Source organism: Variovorax sp. 10N432 (assembly GCF_056394465.1).
Map to the genome: position 1 here is coordinate 66,396 of NZ_JBFTHX010000024.1, position 16,470 is coordinate 82,865.

Sequence of the window (16,470 nt, forward strand, 5' to 3'; positions counted from 1 at the left end):
ACAACAGAGGAGTTCTCATGGATCGTCGTACCTTTCTTCATGGCGCCGCGGCTGCCGCGGCCCTCGGCAGCGCCGGCGTGCGCGCGCAGTCGGCACTGAACGTGGCCGTGATGCTGCCGCTGAGCGGACCCGCGGGCCTGTTCGGCCCTTCCGCCAAGGCCTGCGCCGAACTCGCGGTGCAGACCCTGAATGCGAAGGGCGGCGTGCTGGGCCGCAACATCAACCTGCTGGTCGGCGACGCCGGGCTGCCGCCCGCCGAGGCCTCGCAGGCGGCGCTCAAGCTGTGGAAGGGCTCGGGCGCGCAGGTGGTGATCGGCATGCACGACAGTGCGGTGCGCGGCGCGCTGGTGGGGCTCTTCAAGGGCCAGGTGCCGTACTTCTACACACCGGTCTACGAGGGCGGCGAATGCGCCAAGGGCACCTACGTCAACGGCGAGACGCCGGCCCAGCAGCTGGCGCCCGTGATCCCGTGGCTGGCCTCGGAACGCAAGCCGAAGAAGTGGTACATGATCGGCAACGACTACATCTGGGGCCGCAACACCAATGCCGCCGCCAAGGGCTACATCACCCAGACCGGCGCCCAGGTGGTGGGCGACGAATACCTGCCGTTCACGGTCGACAACTTCGATTCGAGCCTGGCCCGGATCCGCGACAGCGGCGCCGACGCGGTGCTGGTGTCGCTGGTGGGCGGCGCCTCGGTCGGCTTCAACAAGGCCTTCGCGAGCTTCGGCCTGGCGGACAAGGCGATCCGCCTCGGCACGCTGATCGAGGAGAACACGCTGGCCGGCATCGGCGCGGCGAACGCGCGCAACCTCTATTCGAGCGCGGGCTATTTCGCCAACATCCAGACCCCGGCGGCCAAGGCTTTCTCGGAGGCCTACTTCAAGAAGTTCGGCGCCCAGGCGCCGGCCCTCAACGGCCTGGCCGAATCGGTGTACGAAGGCTTCCTGATGCTGGACGCGATCAGCGCCAAGGCCAAGTCGCTCGAGGTCGCCAAGATGGACCCGGCCAGCGAGGGCGCAAGCTACAACGGCCCGCGCGGCGCCGTGACCATGCATGCGCGGCACGTCGAGCAGGACATCTACCTGGCGGACGTCGACGACAAGGGCTTCCGGGTCGTCAAGACCTTCCCGCGCATCGCGTCGGGCCAGACCTGCAAGGTGTAGCGCCGAGATGGACACCAGCTGGCTGCTGCATGCGCTGAACCTGGCCTACGAACTCTCGACCCTGGCGCTCACGACGCTGGGCCTGGCGGTGGTGTTCGGCCTGCTCGGCGTCATGAACATGGCGCATGGCGAGTTCGTGATGCTGGGCGCCTATGCGGTGGTCACGGTGCAGGCCTGGGGCTGGCCGATCGCCACCGCGATGCCGCTGGCGATCGTCGTCTGCGGCCTGCTGGGCTGGGTGGTCGAGCGCTGGCTGATCCGCCCGCTCTATGCCCGGCCTTTCGACACCCTGCTGGCGACCTGGGGCCTGGCGATGGTGCTGCGCAAGCTGGTCGAGGCGATCTACGGCCGCGGCTACCGCAACGTCGAAAGCAGCCTGGCGACACCGGTCACGCTGGCCGGCCTGCAGTACCCCGGCTACCGGCTGGCGCTGATCGCCTTCGCGGTCCTGCTGATGCTCGGGCTGGCCTTCTGGTACCGGCGCAGCGTCATGGGCCTGCGCGTGCGGGCGATGACCGGCAACCCGATGCTGGCCCAGGCGCTCGGCATCGACACCCGCCGCCTGGCCTCGCAGACCTTCGTCATCGGCGTGGTGCTGGCGGGCGCAGCGGGCGTGCTGCTGGCGCCGCTGGTGCGCATCGAGCCCGGCATCGGCGTCGACTACCTGCTCGACGCCTTCTTCGTGCTGGTGGTCGGCGGCCTCGGCACGCTGGGCGGCTTTGCCGGCGGCGTCGGCGTGATCGGCGGCAGCCAGTCGTTGGTCAGCAGCATCGCCGGCCAGACCAGCGGCTACGCGGTGGTGCTGATCCTTTCGATCCTCTTTCTCTGGCTGAAGCCGAATGGACTCCTTGGACGCCGTTGAACACACTCCCGGCGCGGCCCTGCGCCGGCCGGCCCGGCGCTGGCGCCTGCCGGGCAGCGAAGCGCTGTGGCTGGGCGCCGCCCTGGTGGTGCTGCCCTTCGCCAGCAACGACTTCGTCGCCTACCAGATCGCGCTGTTCCTGGTCTACGGCATCGCGACCCAAGGGGTGGCGCTGTGCTGGGGCCGGCTGGGCTTCCTGCCGCTCGGGCATGCGCTGTTCTTCGGCCTCGGCGCCTACCTGGCGGGCGGCACGCTGAAGGCGGCGCAGCAGCAGCCGCTCTGGTATTTGGCGCTGCCGCTGGCGCTGCTGCTGCCCGCGGTCGTCGCCTATGTCACGGCGCGGCTGGTGTTCGCGCGCAGCCATCGCAGCGGCCCCTTCTTCTCGCTCATCACGCTGGCGATGACGATGCTGGGCTTCCTGGCGGCGCAGCAATGGAGCGCGGTCACCGGCGGCTTCAACGGCATGGCCGACATCCCCGAGCTGCCGGGCACCGAGCGCTACAGCAGCTTCTACTGGGTGGTCGCCGCCTGCGCGGTCGGCAGCACCGCCTTGCTGGGCCTGGTGCTGCGGCGGCCGCTGGGCATGCTGTGGAGCGCGGTGGCGCAGAACGAAGACCGGCTGCAGCTCTTCGGTTATGCGACCGACCGCATCAAGGCCTTCGCCTTCGGCTTCTCGGCGCTGCTGGCCGCCGCCGCGGGCGCGCTGTTCGCGCTGCACCAGGGCATCGTGACGCCGCTGACCATGGGCTTCGTGCTGTCGACCGAGTTCGTGATCTGGGCCGCGGTCGGCGGCAAGGCCAGCCCGCTCGGGGCGCTGCTGGGCGCCGTGTTCATCGGCTATGCCTCGTCGGAGCTGCGTGACCATTTCGCCTATTGGGAGGTCGCGGTGGGTGCGATCTTCATCGTGGTGGTGCGCTTCCTGCCCGAAGGGCTGGCGGGGCTGGGCCGGCCGTTGTGGCGGCGCGGGCCCGCCGCGGCGCCTGGCGTGCCGGCCACCGACGCGCCTGCGCGGCACGCACCGGACGCGCGCATCGGGCTGGCCTTCGAGCAGGTCCATGCCGCGCAGGGCGGCGTCCGGATTCTCGATGGCCTGTCGCTGGCGCTCGACGGCCCCGGTCTGCGCTGCGTGATCGGCCCGAACGGCGCCGGCAAGACCTCGGCCTTCAATGTCATGACCGGCCGGCTGCCGTTGCGTTCGGGGCGCATCCTGCTCGACGGCGCCGACATCTCGGGCGCGACCGCCTGGCGGGTGGCGCGGCGCGGCGTCGGGCGCAAGCTGCAGATTCCGTCGGTGTTCTCCGAGCTCAGCGTGAGCCAGAACCTGGACGTGGCGCTGTGGGCCGGACGGCTCGGCCCGGCGGCGTCGCTGGCGCGGGCGCCGCTGGGCTGGCGCAGTCCGCTGCGGGACGAACTGCTCGACCTGTTCCCGGCGCTGCGCGAGCAGCTCGCCACCCGTGCGGGCAGCCTCTCGCAGGGCCACCGCCAGGCGCTGGAGTTCGTGATGACCGTGCTGCCGCAACCCCGCCTGGTGCTGCTCGACGAGCCCTGCGCCGGCCTGTCTCCCGCCGAGACCCACCACATGATCGATGCCATCAAGACCGTCATCAACCGGCTGGGTGCGGCCGCGCTGGTGATCGAGCACGACATCAGCGCCGTGGCCGCGATCGGCGGCGACGTCTACGTGCTGCACCAGGGCCGGCTGCTGGCCCAGGGGACGCTGGCCGAGATCCAGGGCGATCCGGCGGTGCGGGCGGTGTATGCGGGGGCGCGGAAATGAACGGCGGGCTGCTGAACTTCGAAGCACTGGTGTGCGGCTACGGCGACACCATGGTGCTGCGGGGCCTGAGCGGCAGCGCGGGCCCCGGCCGGGTGCTCGGCGTGCTCGGGCGCAACGGCGTCGGCAAGACCACGCTGATGCGCGCGCTGGCCGGCTTCCTGCCGCTGCGCGAAGGCACGATGACGCTCGGCGGGCATGACCTTTCGCAGGTGGCGCCGCACCAGCGCCTGGCGCGCGGCATGGCCTACGCGCCGCAGGAGGACGTGGTGTTCGGCGACCTCAGCGTGCAGGAGAACCTGTGGCTGCACCTCGACGACCGCGACCCGCAGCGCTACGCGGCCTGCCTGCAGGCCTTCCCGCGCCTGGGCGAGCGGATGGCGCAGCGAGCCGGCTCGCTGAGCGGCGGCGAGCGCAAGCTGCTGTCCTTCACGCGCACCATGGGCCTGCGCGCCGCGCTCAGCCTCCTCGACGAGCCGACCGAAGGCGTCCAGCCCGAGAACATCGAGCGCATGGCGGCGCTGTTGCGGGCCCGCAAGGCCGAAGGCGCCGGGTTCGTGATCGTCGAGCAGAATCTGGAGTTCCTGCTCGCGGTGGCCGACGACCTGATGGCGATCGATCACGGCGAATGCCTGCTGAAAGGGGCGGCATCGGAATTCGGTCGCGCAGCGCTGGAGGCCCATCTGATGGTCTGATGCCGCGCGCCGTCCCAGGCAAAAGAACACAGAAAGCATGACCCACCTGGACCTCAACCTCATCCGCGTCTTCGTCGCCATCTACGAGACCCGCAGCGTCACGCAGGCGGCCGAGCGGCTCGACGTCACGCAGCCGACCATCAGCTACGGCCTGGCCAAGATGCGCGAGGTCTATGCCGACCGGTTGTTCTCGCGCGGCGCAGCGGGGCTGGTGCCGACCGGCCTGGCCGAGCAGTTGTTCGAGCGCTTCCGCGACGCGCTGGCCACGGTCGAGAGCACGCTGGAGCAGCAGCGCCTGTTCGATCCGGCGCTGTCGACCCGGCGCTTCCGGCTCGCGATGTCCGACATCGGCGTGCTGTACTTCGTGCCGCCGCTGTTGCGCCGCTTCCAGGAGTCGGCGCCGCGCATCGAGATCGACATCATGCAGATCGCCGAATCCGTCGGGGAAGACCTCGCAGCCGGACGGATCGATCTTGCGATCGGCCACATCCCCGCGCTGTCGCCGCAGATCCGCAGCGCGCTGCTCTTTCGCGAGCACTACGTGTGCCTGATGTCCTCCGCCCATCCAAGCATCGGCGACACGATGAGCCTGAAAGAGTTCGCCGCGGCGCGGCACGTGATGGTGTCGTCGCCGCGCACCGGCCACTTCCTGGTCGACGAGGCGCTGGCCCAGCGTGGCGTCAACCGCAACATCGTCGCCCGGGTGCCGCAGTTCACGGTGCTGCCGCCGCTGCTGTCGCAGAGCGACCTGCTGGTGCTGCTGCCTTCGCGGGTCGCCGAGCTCTACGTCTCGCAGGGCGGCCTGAAGGCGCTGGCCCTGCCGGTCGAACTGCCCGACTTCCAGGTCCAGGCGTACTGGCATGTGCGGCACGAGTACGGCGCCGCGAACCGCTGGCTGATCGACGAGACCGTCCAGACCCTCAGCAAGCTCTGACTTCGAAGCGGCTCACCGCGTCTTCGTTCCAGGCGATGCCGGTGCCCGGCTGCGGCGGCGCGATGGCGCTGCCGTTCTCGAAGGCCAGCGGCTCGGCCAGCACCGGGCCCGCCAGGTCCATGCGTTCGAGCAGGTGGCAGGTCGGCGTGACCGCCAGCAGGTGCACGCTGACTTCCTGGAAGATGTGGCTGGACATCGGCAGGCCACGGGCCTGTGCCAGCGTCGCCGCGCGCAGCCAGCCGGTCACGCCGCCGATCTTCATCGCGTCGGGCATCACCAGGTCGCAGGCGCCGGCCTCCAGCGCTTTGGCCATCTCGTCGGGTCCGCACCAGTTCTCGCCCATCTGGATCGGCAGCCGCACCTGCGCGCGGATGCGCGCGTGGCCCGCGTAGTCTTCCTGCAAGGTCGGCTCTTCGACCCAGCCGATGCCTTCGCCTTCCAGCGCGTGGATGCGGCGCACCGCCTCGGGCCCGGCCAGGCCCTGGTTGTAGTCGACCAGCAGCTGGGTGTCGTCGCCGATGGCCTGGCGCAGCGCGCGCACCACGCGCAGGTCTTCGGCCAGCGTGGCGTAGCCGACCTTGGTCTTGATGGCGCCGAAGCCCTGCGCGACGGCGCGCTCGGCGCGCTGCACGCCCAGTTCGACGCCGTCCAGGCTGTGGCTGTCGTAGGCCGCGATCGGCCGGCGTCGGCCGCCCAGCAGTTCGACCAGCGGCAGGCCGCGCGCCACGGCCAGCGCGTCCCAGGCGGCCATGTCGAGGCCGGCGCAGGCCATGCCCGCGAGGCCGGTGCGCCCGAGCAGCCGCAGGCGCTGGACCAGCAGCCGGTCGAGGTCGAAGGGCGCCAGCGGCTGGCCTTTCAAGACCTCGCCGAGCGCCGTCACCATCTGCCGGGTGGCTTCGAGCGCCAGCGGCGTGTAGGTGAAGAGGTAGGCGCGGCCGACGCTGCCGTCGCTGGCGTGGAGGTCGATCAGCACCAGCGGCGCGGTGGCGATCACGCCGACGCTGGTGCGGACCGGGTATTCGAGGGGGACGTTGACGGCGCGGGCGTGGACCGCGGCGATCAGGATCGAGGGGTCTGTCCGGTGGTTCATGGCATGCCTCTAGTCAGTTGAGGACAGAGCAAAAACTGCTGCGCAGTTTGTTGGTCTGTCCCGCAAGGTCTCAGGAAGTCGAGGACAGAGCAAAAACTGCTGCGCAGTTTCTTGGTCTGTCCCGCAAGGTCTTCATATGTCTCCTCACAGTCCCAGATACGCGGCCTTGATCCGCTCGTCCCGCAGCAGCTCGCCGGCCGGCCCGCCGAGCGCGATGCGGCCGGTCTCCAGCACGTAGCCGACGTCGGCCACCGACAGCGCCGCATGCGCATTCTGTTCCACCAGCAGGATCGGGATGCCCTCGGCCTTGAGCCGCGCGATGACCGCGAAGATCTCGCGCACCAGCAGCGGCGCCAGGCCCATCGACGGCTCGTCGAGCAGCAGCACCTTGGGTTCGCTCATCAGCGCACGGGCGATCGCCAGCATCTGCTGCTGGCCGCCCGACAGCGTACCGGCGGCCAGCAGGCGCTTTTCCTTCAGCACCGGGAACAGCGCGTACATGGCGGCTAGCCTTTCGTCGCGGCGCTCGGGGCGGGTGTAGCCGCCCAGCAGCAGGTTGTCCTGCACCGACATCGGGCCGAAGACCTGCCGGCCCTCGAGCACCTGCGACAGCCCTGCGCGCACGCGCGCGTCCGCGCTGTCGCGCACGATCTCGCGGCCGAACAGGCGGACGCTGCCGCTGGCCTTGATGAGGCCCGAGACCGCGCGCAGCAGCGTGGTCTTGCCGGCGCCGTTGGCGCCGACCAGCGCCACCAGCTGGCCCTTGCCGACGGCCAGGTCGATGCCGTGCAGGGCCTCGATGCGCCCGTAGCCGGCAACCAGGCCGCGCACCTCCAGCACGTTGGCGCCTTCGCTGCTGCTCATGCCAAAGCCTCCTCGGCCACTGCCTCGGTGCCCAGGTAGGCCGCGATCACCTGTGGATTGGCCCGCACCTCGGCGGCGCTGCCCTCGGCCAGCTTGCGGCCGTAGTCGAGCACCAGGATGTGGTCGGAGATGTTCATCACCAGCTTCATGTCGTGTTCCACCAGCAGCACCGTGATGCCCGAGGCCGCGATGCTGCGGATGAGCTCGGTGATCTCGTGGGTCTCGGTGTCGTTGAGACCGGCCGCGGGCTCGTCCAGCAGCAGGATGCGCGGCTTGCTGGCGAGCGCCCGTGCGATCTCGAGCCGCTTGAGCAGCCCGAATGAGAGCTGGGTCGCGTGGGCATGCGCATGGTGTCCGACGCCGACATAGTCGATCAGCCGCAGCGCCTCCTCGCGCAGCGCCGCGTCGGCGCGGCGGGTGGCGCCCAGCATGCCGCCCAGCAGCGAACTGCGGCTGTGCAGGTGGGCGCCGAGCATGACGTTCTCGCAGGCCGTCATGTTCATGCAGACCTGCAGGTTCTGGAAGGTCCGGCTCATGCCGCGGCGCGCCAAGGCGTCGGGCGCACGGCCGCCGACGCTTTCGCCGTCGAGCAGGATCTCGCCGCGCGTGGGTTCGTAGACGCCGCTGATCAGATTGAACAGCGTGGTCTTGCCGGCGCCGTTGGGGCCGATCACGGAGTGCACCGAGCCGCCGCGCACCGTGAAGCTCACGTCCTGCATCGCGTGCACGCCGCCGAAGGACTTGGAGAGGTTCTTGACTTCTAGCATGTCAGCTCTTGTTCGGGTGCGGGTGCGGGGTCATGTTCGGGGCGCGTGCCGAGGGCACCGGGTGGCCCCCTCCGCTCATGTCCCCCGGCTTCGCCTCCTCCTTTACTTCGCTGCGGGGGCCACCCGGTGCCCTCGGCACGGGAAACGCCGTGTGGCGCTGGCCGGAGATGAACCACCGCCGTGACGGCTCACGCCGATGGTGTGCTCTGCGCAGCGAAATAAAGGAGGAGCCCGAAGGGCGGGGGACATTCGCGGAGCAGAGTACGCCGTCGGCGTGAGCCCGCCCCACCTCGCATCGAAGAAGCTTCATCTCAGCCCTTCCTTCTCAACTTGAGCGCGATCGAAGGCACCAGCCCCTTCGGCAGGAAGATCATCGTCAGCATCAACACCAATCCGAAGAACACCATCTCATAACCGTGCAAACCGCCCAGCAATTGGGGCAGCGCGGTCATCAGCGCAGCGCCCAGCACGGCGCCGAAGGTCGAGGCCATGCCGCCGAGCACCACCATCGTGGCCAGTTCCACCGAATGCGTGAAGGCCGCGATCGAGGGACTGATGAAGCCGAGGTAGTGCGCCGTCAGGCTGCCCGAGGCCGCCGCGAACACGGCCGAGGCGACGAAGGCCCGGACCTTGAAGCGCGCCACGTCCACACCCATCACGCGGGCCGCGACCTCGGAGCCGTTGAGCCCGCGCAGCGCGCGGCCGGCCGGCGATTGGTACAGGTTGAGCGACAGCAGCACCGACAGCCACAGCAGCACCGCCGCCAGCGCATACCAGTGCCGCACCTTGGCGAAGGCGAAGCCGGCCACCTCCAGCGGCGGCACCGGCATGCCGTCGGGCCCGCCGGTCCAGTCGACCTCGTTGATCAGCACGATGTTGACGATCACGCCCAGGCCCAGCGTGGCCATGGTCAGCGAGTGGCCCTTCAGGCGCAGGATGGGCTTGGCGATCAGCCAGGCCACCACGGCGGCGCCGACCGCGGCGCCACCGATGGCGGCCAGCGGCGGCCAGCCGAAGCGCGCGGTGACGATGCCGCTGACATAGGCGCCGATGGCGACGAAGGCCGCGTGGCCGATGCTGATCTGGCCGGCGAAGCCCATCAGCAGGTTGAGCCCGATGGCCGCGATCGCGGCCAGCGCGATGCGCACCGCGATGTCGACCACGTAGTTGTTCGGCAAGGCGAAAGGGAGCAGCGCCAGCACCAGGGCCAGCGCCAGCAGGGAAGGGCGGAACAGGGCCTTCATACGCGGTCCGAGGTCTTGGCGCCGAACAGCCCGTGCGGCATGACCAGCAGGATCACGACGATCATCACGAAAGGCACGGCGTCCTTGTAGGCCGACGAGATGTAGCCGGCCACCAGCGCCTCTAGCAGGCCGACGATCAGGCCGCCGACCACCGCGCCGAGTCCGCTGCCGAGGCCGCCGAGCGTGGCCGCGACGAAGCCCTTCATGCCGAGCATCAGGCCGATGTCGTAGACCGTGGTGGTGACCGGTGCCGCCACCACGCCGGCCACCGCGCCGAGCAGCGCCGACAGGCCGAAGGACAGCTGCAGAACCCGTGCCGTCGGAATGCCGACCGCGCGCGCCGCCAGCGCGTTGGCCGCCACCGCCAGCATCGCCTTGCCGACCATCGTGAAGCGGAAGAAGCCGAAGCACAGCACCACCAGCACGGCGGCCGTGCCCAGCACCCACAGGCTCTGCGGCAGCACGTAGGCGCCCATGATCTGCAGCGCGCGGTCGCCGCTGAAGGGCGGCAGCGTCTGCTGGTTCTTGCCGAGCACGATCTGCACCACGCCCTGGACGAAGATCGAGGCGCCGATCGTGATGATGATCAGCGACACCACGCTGGCTTCGCCGGCCGGCCGGATCGCCAGCCGGTACAGCAGCAGGCCGACGATGACCGTGGCGGCCACGCCGCCGACCATCGCCAGGCCGTACGGCATCTGGTGGGCCAGCAGCGCGGCCGTGACCATGCCGCCCAGCATCAGGAAGTCGCCCTGGGCGAAGTTGATCACGCCGCTGGCGTTGTAGATCAGCGAGAAGCCCAGGGCCGCCAGCGCGTAGATCGCGCCGGTGGTCAGCCCCGAGAAGACGAACTGCATGAAGTCAGACAAGGCTGCCTCCCGGAAGGATGGAACGCGCCGCCAGGTGGCCGGCGCAGACGTCGGCGGTGCTGTCGGCGCCGATCAGGATCTGGGTGCGCGCGACCTCATCGCGCAGGGTCGCGAGCACGCTGCGGCAGCCGGCCTCGGCGCCGCTGGCCACGCCCCAGACCGCGGCCCGTCCGACGAAGGCCGCGGTGGCGCCGCAGGCCAGCGCCTTGATGACGTCGCTGCCGCGGCGGAAGCCGCTGTCGACGAACACCGGCATGCGGCCCGCCACCGCATCGACGATGCGCGGCAGCACCGAGATGGTGGAGGGCGCCGCGTCGAGCTGCCGGCCGCCGTGGTTCGACACCACGATGCCGTCGATGCCGCTGCGCGCCGCGCGCTCGGCATCGGCCGGATGGAGCACGCCCTTGAGCAGCAGCGGACCGTCCCACAGACGGCGCAGCCAGTCCATCTGTTCCCAGGCCAGCGTGCGGTCCATCGCGCGCGAAAGCAGCGCGGCCTGCAGCTGCGCCGATTGGCCGCCGCCTTCCGATTCGCTCAGGTTCACGAAGGAGGGCGAGCGGCCCTGCCGCGCCATCGACAGCGACCAGGCCGGATGGCGCGCCAGGTCGATCAGGGTCGAAGGCGTGAACCGGAACGGCAGCTTGAAGCCGTTGCGCACGTCGCGTTCGCGCATCCCGCTGACCGCCACGTCGACCGTCAGCACCAGCGCGCCGAAGCCGGCGCTGCGGGCGCGCCGCACCAGCTGCTCGGCGATCGCGCGATCGGACATCACGTAGAGCTGCAGCCACTGCTGGGCCTGCGGGTTGCGTTCGAGCCCGGCCGCGCGCACCGCTTCGAGCCGGTCGTTGGAGGCGGTCGACAGCACGAAGGGAACGCCTTCGGCCGCCGCCGCACGCGCCAGCAGCAGGTCGCTGTGCGGCCGTACCAGGCCGGAGAAGCCGATCGGCGCGATGCCCGCCGGCATGGTCCAGCGCTGGCCGAAGACCGTGACCGAGGTGTCTGCGTTGCGCGTGTCGCGCAGCACCTGGGGCAGCAGGTGCAGCGCGGCCAGGTCGTCGCCGTTGCGCCGCAGGCAGCGTTCGTCTTCCGCGCCGCCATCGACATAGTCGAAGACGAAGCGCGGCAGGCGCCGGGCGGCGTGGCGCCGGTGGTCGTGGGTGTTCAAGTTCATGCGTTGCTCCGGGGCCGGGGCGGCCGCCGGCTCAACGAACTTCCTTGAACGCGCCTCCCTGGACTTCCACCATCCGGAAGGCCGACACGTCCAGGCCCATGTGGTCGGTCGGCGACATCTTGTAGATGCCGCTCACACCGACGAAGCCGCTGGTCGCCTCGATGGCGTCGCGCAGCTTCTGCTTGTCGGTGCCGCCGGCGCGCTTGACCGCGTCCACCACCATGAACAGCGCGTCGTGCGCATAGCCGCCGAAGGTCGACACGTCCATCTTGGCCTGGGTCTCGAACTCCTTGGCGTAGTCGACGCTGACCTTCTTCTGCGGATCGGCAGCCGGCAGCGCGGACGCGATCAGCAGCGCGGGCGAAGGCATGCGGATGCCTTCGGACGACTTGCCCGCGATCCGGATGAACTCGGTCGAGGCCTGCCCATGGGTGGTGTAGAGCGGCTGCTTCATCGCCAGCTGCTGGTAGTTGCGCGCGACGATGGCCGGCGCCTGGCCGGTGCCGAAGACCAGGATCGCCTGTGCCGGCGAGGACTTGATCTTCGTCAGCTGCGGCGTGATGTCGGTGTCCTTCTCGCCGTAGGTCTGGTCCTCGACCGACTTCATGCCCATGGCCTCGGCCAGCTTGAGCGTCTCGGTGCGGCCCGACTTGCCGAAGCCGCCGGTGTCCGACAGCAGCGCGAACTGCGTGAAGCCGCGCGTCTTCATCTCGGCGAGCACCTTCTGCGCCGCCATGCGGTCGGAGTGCGGCATCTTGAACACGTAGGGCTTGACCGGCTCGACGATCACCGAGGCGGCGGCCAGCGAGACCAGCGGCACCTTGGCCGCCTCGGCCTGCGGCGCCATCGCCATCGTGGAGCCGGTGGTCGATGCGCCGAGGATGACGTCGACCTCGTCCTGCATGATCAGGCGGCGCGTGAAGGCGTTGGCCTTGTTGGCGTCGCTGGCATCGTCGTAGAGCACCAGTTCGAGCTTGCGGCCGAGCACGCCGCCGCCGTCGTTGATCTTCTTCACGTACATCTCGAGCGTCTTCTGCTGCGGATCGCCCAGGAACGAGGCCGGGCCGGTGGCGGAGACCACCGCGCCGATCTTGATCGGGTCGGCGGCCAGCGCGCCGCTCGCCAAGGGCAGCAGCGCGGCGCCGGCCAGCCAGGCGGTGGCGGCGCGGCGGCCGATGCGGAAACGGGCGGTGCGTTGGGCTTCGAGGTTCATCTTGTCTCCTGTGGTTCTTGCTTGAGTGAAAACGGGGGCGTTCAGCCGGCGGGCTTGCGGCGGACGATGCGGATCGGATGGGACTTCGGCTCCGGCGGCGCGAGTCCCAGCGCGCGTGCCAGCGTGCGGCCTTCGGGGTCGTCCAGGGCTGCCGCGCGCGCCGAGCGCACGCGCGCCGCCGCGTCGTCGAGCGAAGGGTCCTGCGGCGCGCGCGCGAGCGCCGGCTGGATGTCGTCGAGCAGGGCCGCCAGGTTGCGGTGGCCGCGTTCGCTGGTCTCGCCGTAGCCCTTCACGAGGTTGCCGCACAGCGCGAGCTCGTAGCCCAGGCGCGGGCTGATCGCGAGTGCGCGGCGGACGGCATCGAGCCAGCGCTCGATCATGGCCTGCTCGGCTGCGTAGCGCGAGGTGCGGCGGCGCAGCGGCCGCAGCGCGCGCAGGCCGCACAGCATGGCGAAGCCGAGCACGGTGTCGGTGCGCATGTGCAGGCCTACATTGAGCTTGTGCGCCTTGTGGCCCAGACGGCGGCGCAGCCAGTGCGCGGCCGGCGTCGGCAGCACCGAGCAGATCTCGTCGAGACCCGGCTTGAGGTATTCGGTCAGCCGCAGCGGCTCGCCGGCCTTGGCGCCGACTTCCTGGCGCACGCGCTGCAGGCGGTCGCTGCGGGTCTTGAGGTCGGCCACCCGGATCACGTCCTCATAGCTCATCCAGAGCGCGAGGTAGCGCGCGGTCTCGCGCGTCACCGGGAAGTCGCCCCCGGTGGTGCATTCGATTTCGCGCAGCGCTTCGACGCGCGACAGGTAGAGGTCGGCGTAGCGCGCGTCCTGGTAGTCGGCCACCTGCCGCAGTCCGCTGCCGACGATCGCGCGCAGCGGCTCGGGCAGCGCCCGCACGCGGGCATCGATCGACGCCCTGGCTTCGGCGTCTTGCGCTTGTGATGCCGGCGCGCCCCGGCCCGCCACATGCTCGAAGCCGGCCGCGAAGCCCTTCAGGCTGGCCTCGACCGCCTTGCCCGATGCGCGGATCGCCTGCTCGCAGGCTTCGCGCGAGAAGGGCAGCGCGCCGCTCGCGGCCATGGCGCCGAACATCACGGTGTTGATCACCGTGCCGTGCTTCCAGGCCAGCGAGCGCATGTCGAACAGGAAGGCACGCAGGGCGAGTTGCTGCGCCGCCTCGACCACCCGCTGGCCTTCGTAGCGGCCGTCGCCCATCGCGGTCTTCTCGGACACCGCGTACTCGCGGTGCAGCGAGGCCACCAGCGTGGTGCGGCGCGGATGCACGAAGCCGCCTTGCAGCACGCGCCCGGCTTCCACCAGTTCGGAGGCCGCGACGATGTCGACGTCGCCCGGGTTCGGCGTCAGCGAGAACACCGGTTGCGCGCCGGCCAGCTCCGCACGCGCCACCGGATAGATCTCGATGTAGTAGTTGGTCGCGCCGGTGCGCTGCGCCACACCCGGCACCGAGGTGCTCTGCACCGGGAAGTCCTGCGCGGCCGCGGCCGAGATCAGCCAGTCGGCCAGCACGCCGCCGCCTTCGCCGCCCATCGCGGCCACCAGCACGGTGACGATGCGCGGGCCCTGGCCGGCGCCAGGGAAAGTCGAATCGCTCATGCCGCCACCGCCTCGAAGTCGTTGCGCGCCTTGCCGGCCATCATCCCGATCACGCCATTGCGCAGCCGGTGCAGCAGCCGCTCCCAGGTGCCGGCGTTCTGCACGATCTCGGCCTTGTAGAAGGACGGGCAGAGGATCGCGGCATGGGCGTTCTCGCCGCACAGGCCGCAGCCGACGCAGCCCTGGTTGACCGTCGCCACCGGGTCGGTGCGCAGCGGGCTCGGGTTCGGCTTGACTGTGAGCGACGGGCAGCCCGACAAGCGGATGCACGAGTGGTCGCCGGTGCAGACATCGTCGTCGATGCCGAAGCGGGTGCGCACCACGCGCTCGCCGCGCTTGAGCTTCGCGGCATTGACCGGCTTGATGCGGCGCTGGCGCTCGAGCTGGCATTCGCCGTCGGCGATGATGACCTTGAGCCCGCCCTCGGCGGTCGTCATAGCCTCGTTGAGCGTCTCGCGCATGCGGCCGACGTTGTAGCTGGGCACCTTGCGCACCCAGCCCACGCCGACGCCCTTGAGCGCGGCCTCGATGTCCAGCGTCAGCGGCTTGGCCGCCGGCTGGGTCGGCGACGACGGGATCGCCTGCGTGCCGGTGGCCGAGGTGTAGCCGTTCTTGAGGATCACCAGCACCGAATCCTGCGCGTTGTAGACCGCGTTCACGATGCCGCTGGTGAATCCGTTGTGCCAGAAGCCGCCGTCGCCCATGATGCTGACGACCCGGTTGCCCATCAGCGGCCCGACTCCCGAGGAGCTCGCGAGACCGAGGCCGTAGCCGAGCACCGTGCTGCCCACGTTGAAGGGCGGCAAGGTGCCGAAGGTGTGGCAGCCGATGTCGGCGCTGACGTGGATCGCGCCCAGGTCCTTCTGGATCAGCTTGATGGCCGCGAACACCGGCCGCTCGGGGCAGCCGATGCAGAAGCCCGGCGGCCGGTTCGGGACCGGCATGCCGAGGGCTTCGATCGCCTGCGGCTTGAGTGTCGCCAGCGGCGCCGCGGCCGCGCCGACCCGCGCCACGCCCTCGGCCGCGAGCGCCTCGGGCGCCGAGCGCCGCACGAACTCGGCCAGCGCGCGCACCAGCACTTCACCGGTGTACTCGCCGGCCATCGGGAAGATGTCCTTGCCGTGCAGCGTGGTGTCGCTGCCGGCGCGCCGCAGGATCGCGTGCAGCGCATCCTCGATGTAGTTGGGCTGGCCTTCCTCGATCAGCAGCACCGCGCGCTTTCCGGCGCAGAAATCCACCAGCTCGTCGGGCACCAGCGGGTACACCACGTTGAGGACCTGCAGCGGGATGCGGCTGTTGCCGAAGGCGTCGGCCAGGCCCAGCTGCTGCAGCGCCCTCAAGGTGCCGTTGTAGAGGCCGCCCGGCAGCACCAGGCCGATGTCGCCGCAGTCGCCGCCGAAGCGCTCGTTGAGGCCCTCGCGGCGGATGAAGTCCAGCGCCGCCGGCCAGCGCGATTCGATCTTCATGCGCTCCTGGGCGTAGATCGAGGGCGGCAGGTTGATGGTGCCGAAGTCGAACACCGGCCGCTCGATGAGGTCGCGGGTCGACACCGCAGGCGCGCGATTGTCCTTGCACACGAATGTGCCGTGCACGTGGCAGGCGCGGATGCGCAGCTGCAGCATCACGGGCGTCTGGCTGGCCTCCGACAGCTCGAAGCTGCGCTCCACCGCGTTGACGATCGAGGTCAGGTTGGGCCGTGGGTCCATCAGCCACATCTGCGATTTCATCGCGAAGGCGTGGGTGCGCTCCTGGATGATGCTGGAGCCTTCGCCGTAGTCCTCGCCGAGGATCACCAGCGCGCCGCCCTTGACGCCGGCCGAGGCCAGGTTCGACAGCGCGTCGGAGGCGACGTTGGTGCCGACGGTGGACTTCCAGGTCACGGCGCCGCGCACCGGGTAGTTGATCGAGGCGCCGAGCATCGCGGCCGCGCCGGCCTCGGAGGCGCTGTTCTCGAAGTAGATGCCGAGCTCGTCGAGCATCTCGCGGGCATCGCCCAGCACATCGATCAGGTGCGAGACCGGCGCGCCCTGGTAGCCGCCGATGTAGCTGACGCCCGACTGCAGCAGCGCCTTGGTGACGGCGAGGATGCCCTCGCCGTGGAATACCTCGTCGGCGCCCAGCGAAAGGCGTTTGACTTCTTCGGCGAATGATCGCTCCATCTCTTCGTGTCTCCGTGGCTGGCTTGTTGGCTGGCGGACGAAGAATAGGAGCGGA

General features: G+C 70.2%; 14 protein-coding genes. 5 read left to right on the forward strand and 9 right to left on the reverse strand.

Features of this window, described 5'->3' with window-relative positions; all coding sequences use genetic code 11:
• Positions 1 to 17: 17 nt before the first annotated feature.
• The 5 genes from AC1DF3_RS24685 to AC1DF3_RS24705 are packed head-to-tail and all read left to right on the forward strand — an operon-like array spanning position 18 to position 5,431.
• On the forward strand, positions 18 to 1,166 hold the full coding sequence (locus AC1DF3_RS24685; RefSeq protein WP_286527035.1) for a substrate-binding domain-containing protein: 1,149 nt from the start codon (positions 18 to 20) through the stop codon (positions 1,164 to 1,166).
• Between the two features lie 7 nt (positions 1,167 to 1,173).
• Positions 1,174 to 2,028 carry a branched-chain amino acid ABC transporter permease gene (locus tag AC1DF3_RS24690; protein ID WP_286537907.1) on the forward strand — a complete coding sequence of 285 codons (855 nt, stop codon included), beginning with the start codon at positions 1,174 to 1,176 and terminating at the stop codon, positions 2,026 to 2,028.
• Entirely contained in the window at positions 2,015 to 3,805 is a 1,791-nt protein-coding gene (locus AC1DF3_RS24695) for a branched-chain amino acid ABC transporter ATP-binding protein/permease (RefSeq protein WP_478141159.1), read from the forward strand. The genes AC1DF3_RS24690 and AC1DF3_RS24695 overlap by 14 nt, the downstream gene beginning before the upstream one ends.
• Positions 3,802 to 4,497 (forward strand): ABC transporter ATP-binding protein, encoded by a 696-nt coding sequence (locus tag AC1DF3_RS24700; RefSeq protein ID WP_286537909.1) that lies wholly within the window; start codon positions 3,802 to 3,804, stop codon positions 4,495 to 4,497. The genes AC1DF3_RS24695 and AC1DF3_RS24700 overlap by 4 nt, the downstream gene beginning before the upstream one ends.
• 37 nt (positions 4,498 to 4,534) lie before the next feature.
• A complete protein-coding gene (locus AC1DF3_RS24705) occupies positions 4,535 to 5,431 on the forward strand; it encodes a LysR family transcriptional regulator (protein WP_286537911.1) in 897 nt (298 codons plus the stop codon).
• Here the strand turns inward: AC1DF3_RS24705 and AC1DF3_RS24710 are convergent.
• From AC1DF3_RS24710 to AC1DF3_RS24750, 9 genes are all read right to left on the reverse strand, one after another.
• On the reverse strand, positions 5,418 to 6,521 hold the full coding sequence (locus AC1DF3_RS24710) for an enolase C-terminal domain-like protein (RefSeq protein ID WP_286537912.1): 1,104 nt from the start codon (positions 6,519 to 6,521) through the stop codon (positions 5,418 to 5,420). The two genes, AC1DF3_RS24705 and AC1DF3_RS24710, sit on opposite strands and share 14 nt — an antisense overlap.
• Positions 6,522 to 6,665: 144 nt before the next feature.
• Entirely contained in the window at positions 6,666 to 7,385 is a 720-nt protein-coding gene (locus AC1DF3_RS24715; protein ID WP_286537913.1) for an ABC transporter ATP-binding protein, read from the reverse strand.
• Complete coding sequence (locus tag AC1DF3_RS24720; RefSeq protein ID WP_286537915.1) at positions 7,382 to 8,152, reverse strand: ABC transporter ATP-binding protein; 771 nt, start codon at positions 8,150 to 8,152, stop codon at positions 7,382 to 7,384. The genes AC1DF3_RS24715 and AC1DF3_RS24720 overlap by 4 nt, the downstream gene beginning before the upstream one ends.
• 311 nt (positions 8,153 to 8,463) lie before the next feature.
• A complete protein-coding gene (locus tag AC1DF3_RS24725; RefSeq protein WP_301813601.1) occupies positions 8,464 to 9,396 on the reverse strand; it encodes a branched-chain amino acid ABC transporter permease in 933 nt (310 codons plus the stop codon).
• Positions 9,393 to 10,265: a branched-chain amino acid ABC transporter permease gene (locus AC1DF3_RS24730; protein ID WP_478141160.1), complete on the reverse strand. Its 873-nt coding sequence runs from the start codon at positions 10,263 to 10,265 to the stop codon at positions 9,393 to 9,395. Before AC1DF3_RS24730 ends, AC1DF3_RS24725 begins: the two co-directional genes overlap by 4 nt.
• On the reverse strand, positions 10,258 to 11,436 hold the full coding sequence (locus tag AC1DF3_RS24735; RefSeq protein WP_478141161.1) for an alpha-hydroxy acid oxidase: 1,179 nt from the start codon (positions 11,434 to 11,436) through the stop codon (positions 10,258 to 10,260). Before AC1DF3_RS24735 ends, AC1DF3_RS24730 begins: the two co-directional genes overlap by 8 nt.
• Before the next feature lie 31 nt (positions 11,437 to 11,467).
• Entirely contained in the window at positions 11,468 to 12,649 is a 1,182-nt protein-coding gene (locus AC1DF3_RS24740) for an ABC transporter substrate-binding protein (protein WP_478141162.1), read from the reverse strand.
• Between the two features lie 41 nt (positions 12,650 to 12,690).
• Positions 12,691 to 14,256: an indolepyruvate oxidoreductase subunit beta family protein gene (locus AC1DF3_RS24745; RefSeq protein WP_478141163.1), complete on the reverse strand. Its 1,566-nt coding sequence runs from the start codon at positions 14,254 to 14,256 to the stop codon at positions 12,691 to 12,693.
• On the reverse strand, positions 14,253 to 16,415 hold the full coding sequence (locus AC1DF3_RS24750; protein WP_478141164.1) for a thiamine pyrophosphate-dependent enzyme: 2,163 nt from the start codon (positions 16,413 to 16,415) through the stop codon (positions 14,253 to 14,255). The genes AC1DF3_RS24745 and AC1DF3_RS24750 overlap by 4 nt, the downstream gene beginning before the upstream one ends.
• Between the last annotated feature and the right edge of the window lie 55 nt (positions 16,416 to 16,470).

Excerpts from the sequence above, each read along its gene's own strand:
- AC1DF3_RS24685 (WP_286527035.1), top strand. The coding sequence starts at position 18 with ATGGATCGTCGTACCTTTCTTCATGGCGCCGCGGCTGCCGCGGCCCTC.
- AC1DF3_RS24690 (WP_286537907.1), top strand. The coding sequence starts at position 1,174 with ATGGACACCAGCTGGCTGCTGCATGCGCTGAACCTGGCCTACGAACTC.
- AC1DF3_RS24700 (WP_286537909.1), top strand. The coding sequence starts at position 3,802 with ATGAACGGCGGGCTGCTGAACTTCGAAGCACTGGTGTGCGGCTACGGC.
- AC1DF3_RS24705 (WP_286537911.1), top strand. The coding sequence starts at position 4,535 with ATGACCCACCTGGACCTCAACCTCATCCGCGTCTTCGTCGCCATCTAC.
- AC1DF3_RS24710 (WP_286537912.1), bottom strand. The coding sequence starts at position 6,521 with ATGAACCACCGGACAGACCCCTCGATCCTGATCGCCGCGGTCCACGCC.
- AC1DF3_RS24715 (WP_286537913.1), bottom strand. The coding sequence starts at position 7,385 with ATGAGCAGCAGCGAAGGCGCCAACGTGCTGGAGGTGCGCGGCCTGGTT.
- AC1DF3_RS24720 (WP_286537915.1), bottom strand. The coding sequence starts at position 8,152 with ATGCTAGAAGTCAAGAACCTCTCCAAGTCCTTCGGCGGCGTGCACGCG.
- AC1DF3_RS24725 (WP_301813601.1), bottom strand. The coding sequence starts at position 9,396 with ATGAAGGCCCTGTTCCGCCCTTCCCTGCTGGCGCTGGCCCTGGTGCTG.
- AC1DF3_RS24735 (WP_478141161.1), bottom strand. The coding sequence starts at position 11,436 with ATGAACTTGAACACCCACGACCACCGGCGCCACGCCGCCCGGCGCCTG.
- AC1DF3_RS24740 (WP_478141162.1), bottom strand. The coding sequence starts at position 12,649 with ATGAACCTCGAAGCCCAACGCACCGCCCGTTTCCGCATCGGCCGCCGC.
- AC1DF3_RS24745 (WP_478141163.1), bottom strand. The coding sequence starts at position 14,256 with ATGAGCGATTCGACTTTCCCTGGCGCCGGCCAGGGCCCGCGCATCGTC.
- AC1DF3_RS24750 (WP_478141164.1), bottom strand. The coding sequence starts at position 16,415 with ATGGAGCGATCATTCGCCGAAGAAGTCAAACGCCTTTCGCTGGGCGCC.